Here is a 4701-nt window from a genome sequence, read left to right as displayed (position 1 = left end):
CGAACTTTTCCTGATGCGAGAGGGCAATCTCCTTGGCCATGCGGAGAAACTCGACCTCGGTTCCGAGCGACATTTCGGCATGCGTGATCGCATCGGCACCGAGCGTCGTGTGCGTCTTCATGATCTCGAACTCCTGCGGTTCGAAACGGCCCGGCTTGAGTAGGATGCGATCGGGGATGCCGACCTTGCCGATGTCGTGCAGCGGCGCCGACTTGAACAGCATGTTGATGTTCTGGTCAGTGAGGAAGCCGGCAAAGCGCGGATTCGGCTTGAGTTTCTCGGCCAACGCCTTGACGTAATACTGGGTCCGCCGAATGTGGTTGCCGGTGTCGGAGTCGCGGGTTTCGGCCAGAGACGCCATCGCAAGGATGGTTACATCCTGGATCGCCATTACCTCACGCGTGCGCTTGGCGACCTCCATTTCGAGGAAGTCCGCCTTGGAGCGCAGAAAGTCGGCCGAGGCCTTGAGGCTCAGCTGTGTTGCAACGCGCGCCATGACGATCGGCGGGCTGATCGGTTTCGTGATGTAGTCCACCGCCCCCATCGCCAGCCCTCGCTGCTCGTCCTCGACCTCGGACTTGGCGGTGAGGAAGATGACCGGAATGTCGCGCGTTCCGGGGTCGCGCTTCAGGTGCTGCAGCACCTCGTAACCGTCCATCTCAGGCATCATGATATCGAGCAGGACCAGATCGGGAGGATTCTCGGATTGCGCGATCCGCAGCGCCTTTTCGCCACCATTGGCCACCTTGACCTTGTACTGATCCTTGAGCAGGCCGCTCATCAGGGACAGGTTGTCGGGGGTGTCGTCCACCACCAGGATGGTGGCTTTTTCAGTGAAATCGAGAGAATCCATGGCAGTTCCTCAGGAAAGCGTCTGGGTAGCTTCGGTCAGCGCGTCAAGCGCTGCCTCGTAGTCAAAGGACTTGATGGCGTCATCAATCCTGCGATAGTGCCCGGCAAAGGCGGCCTTGAAAAGATCGGCGTGTTCGTCAAGGAGATCGCCGGCCTCGGAATCATCATCCTCAAGCAGTGCGCGCAACTTTTCGGCGAGGTCCCTGACGCGTCCACGATCGACTTCCGCGTGCGGGGCAACAGGATCGCCGCCACCGAGGTTCCGGAGCGCCGCAACGACCGGTGACAGGGCCATGGCAACATCCGCAAGCAACTGCTCGATGCGCTCCGCATCTCCCTGCGCCTTGCAGGCAGCCTCAAGCTCCGCTGCAACGGCCTGCACGCCACGGGCACCGATGTTCCCGGCAGTACCTTTCAGCGTATGCGCCAGTCGCTCGGGAGCCGAGGGGTCTTCTCCCTGCCGCGCGGCCGCGAACTGCGCAAGAAAATCGGACTGACCGTCGCAGAATTTCTGCAGCATGCGAAGGTAGAGTTTCTCGTTGTTCATCGTCGTCGCCATACCGGCCCTGACATCAATACCGGGGAGATCGGGCAGCCCCCGTTCAGGCGACGGCGCGGCAACTGTCTGCGGCACCACCATTTCCGCGGCCGTCCCACCCGACGGTTTCACCCACCTGGCAATCGTCGCAAACATTTCGGCAACGTCGAGCGGCTTCGCGATGTGATCGCACATCCCAGCCTCCAGCACCTTCTCGCGGTCGCCGGCCATCGCGTTCGCGGTCATCGCGATGACCGGCAGATCACTGAATTCCGGCTTTTTCCTGATCTCACGGGTCGCCGTATAGCCATCCATCACCGGCATCTGGCAATCCATCAGAACACCGTCGAATCGGGCATCACGCGCCAGTACGTCGAGCGCCACCTGACCATTGCCTGCCACGACAACCTCGATCCCCGCCTGTGTCAGAAGCTCCGTTGCCAGCTCCTGATTCATTTCGTTGTCTTCGACGAGCAGCAGGCGGGCCCCGCGCAGCCGCGCCATCGCATCGGCACTGTTATCCGCACGCTCGGCAGCACGTGTCTCGGTCACGATCCCCTTGCCCAGTGCTTCACCGATCGCTTCGAGCAGGGTCGACGGCGTCACCGGCTTGCTCAGCACCGAGCGCAGGGTTATGCCCCGTTGCTCGGCCGAACCCGCTGCCTCTTCACGACCGTATGCAGTGACCATGATCACGGCGGGAATCCTGGCGAGAGCGCCATCCTGCAGGCGATGCATGGTCTCGATGCCGTCCATGACCGGCATCTTCCAGTCGAGCAGCACGAGGTCGTACGGCAATTCCCGCTTCTCGGCATCGGCCAGCAGGCCCAGCGCCTCCTGGCCGTTGCTGGCGACATCCACCTCCAGCCCGAAGGTTCGTGCCATCGTCGACAGGATTTCACGTGCCGAGGCATTGTCGTCGACGACCAGAACACGAAGGCCCTGCAACTCGTCGGCGCGGAACATGCGCCGTGGCATCGGTTCCGCCTGCAAGCCGAAGCGGGCTGTGAAATGGAAGGCAGAGCCCTTGCCGGCCTCGCTCTCGACCCAGATGCGGCCGCTCATCAGTTCGACGAGATTTTTCGAGATCGCAAGCCCGAGACCGGTGCCGCCGTACTTGCGCGTCGTCGAGGCATCGGCCTGGCTGAAGCTCTGGAACATCTTGCCGCACTGCTCCGGCGTCATCCCGATGCCGGTATCCCGCACCCAGAAGTGCAACTGGACCTCCTCGCCGCTTTCCTTCTCTGGTGCCATTCGCTCGACGCCCACCACTATTTCTCCGGCATCGGTGAATTTAACGGCGTTGTTGCCGAGGTTGATGAGTACCTGTCCGAGCCGCAGGGGGTCACCGATCAGTGCCGTGGGCACATCGGGGGCACAGTTGAAGAGCAGCTCCAGCCCCTTGTCATCGGTTTTCAGGCCGACGAGGTTGGCCAGGTTATCCATGACGTCCTCGAGCCGGAAGTCGATGTGCTCCATCGTCATCTTGCCGGCCTCGATCTTCGAGAAATCGAGGATGTCGTTGATGATGCCGAGCAGATTTGTACCGGAACGATGCACTTTCTCGATGTAGTTGCGCTGCTTCTTGTCGAGCGGGGTTTGCAGCGCGAGATGCGACATGCCGATGATGGCATTCATCGGCGTACGGATCTCGTGACTCATGTTCGCGAGAAAATCACTCTTCGCCTTGGTTGCTTCCTCGGCAATCTCCTTCGCCGCCCGCAGGGTCTCCTCGGCCCGCTTGCGCTCGGTGATGTCGTAGAACCATGAAAGCAGTTGCGGCCTTCCTTCGACCTGAAGATAGCTTGAATTGAGGGATACCCAGACCGGACTGCCATCGATGCGGCGGAATTCGACCTCGACGTCGCGCAGGACACCGGTCGTTCTCAGCGACTGGACAAAATCGGCCCGCTTTTCCGGGTTGGCCCAGAACTCTGAGCTGCGTCGCTGCAGCAACTCCTGGCGGGAGAGGCCGAACAACTGCGCCAGCCGTTCATTCACGAAAACCTGTGCGCCGCTTTCGTCGACGATCGACACGCCAACCGGGCTTTCCTCAAGAATGCGGCGCAAACGCTGTTCGCTCGCCTTCATTTCTTCGGCGAGGCGCATCGATTCTTCCGCTGCGGCATTTGCACGCCGCTCCGCATCCTTGGCAACCGAGATATCGACGATGACGCCGACCAGGCCGTCAGCGGACACGCCATCTGTCGAGAAGGCTTTGACGGCATAGAGCACATCATGCTCGCGCCCATCGGCAAACGACATGCGCGTTTCGCGATCAATGCCGCCGAGGCTGGCAATCACCTGCTCGTCCTCCTGCTGGAAGGCATGGCGCACTGCTTCGGGCAGGTATTCCAGATCAAGTACTCGCTTGCCGATGAAGGCATCCCGTCTGACGCCAAACGTTTCTTCGTAAGCCTTGTTGCAGCCAAGAAAACGCGTATCGACGCCCTTGTAGAAAATCGGATACGTAACCGTATCGATGATCGCCTGTACGCGCGCGAGTTGCCGGGACACCTCTGCCTGGCTTTCCGCCAGTTGGGCAGTGCGCCGCTCGACCTTGCGCTCCAGTTCATCGTTCGCTTCCTCGAGCTTGCGCGTTGACTCCAGCAGCAACTGACGCATCGTTTCCTGAGCACACTCGAGGGCATATACCTCCGATACGCGGCCACGCGGCTCAACCGCCTGTGTCAGATCGAGCCGGCCGATTCGCGCACTTTCATCCACCAGCGCGGCGAGTGGCCTGGAGATGCTCTGGGTCAGTCGCCGAGCCACTGCATAGCCGCTGACCACCGCGAGGAGGAAGATTGCGAACAGCACCGCCATGAAGTGCGGGGAGAGCGGCACAAAATCGGTGTAGGGAACGACGACGACGACCCACAAGTGCTGGTTGCGCAGCGGGAAGCGCTCGACAGTTCCCATCCATGTGGCACCGGCACTGTCGGTGAGGCGGATTGTGCCTCCGGATGAACCTTCCTCGCGGGTTGCAGTCTCCAGTGCCTTGCCGATCACGTCGAGACCAAGTTCCGCCGGAGTCTTCAGTGCCGCCGCCCGCAGATCCTCTTCACTGATCGGCGCATCCCCGCTTGGCAGGCCGAGGATCTTTCGATCCTCGGTAAGCACCGCAACACGCCCCGAATTACCGATCTTCAGCGAGCTCGTGAAGCGTGAAAGGTCGAGCAGCATGACGTCGAAGGCAAGTACCCATACCGTCCCGAGCTGTGGATCCCGCCAGCGCAACGAAGCCGTGATCCCGGGGTCTTTCGTCGTCAGGAACTGATAGGGTTTCGTCCAGACGATTTCGCCATCCG

At 61.1% G+C, this 4701-nt stretch carries 2 protein-coding genes; both read right to left on the bottom strand.

The window, feature by feature from the left end:
- On the bottom strand, positions 1–853 hold an 853-nt coding region (locus RKP46_RS09770; protein WP_311106469.1), incomplete at its 3' end, for a response regulator.
- A 9-nt stretch (positions 854–862) separates the two neighbouring features.
- Positions 863–4015 (bottom strand): response regulator, encoded by a 3153-nt coding sequence (locus tag RKP46_RS09765; protein WP_311106470.1) that lies wholly within the window; start codon positions 4013–4015, stop codon positions 863–865.
- Positions 4016–4701 lie beyond the last annotated feature (686 nt).

It is taken from the genome of Accumulibacter sp. (assembly GCF_031732815.1).
Lineage (GTDB): Bacteria > Pseudomonadota > Gammaproteobacteria > Burkholderiales > Rhodocyclaceae > Accumulibacter.
Note: the sequence above shows the minus strand (reverse complement) of the source record. Positions and strands in the feature narration are given on the sequence as shown.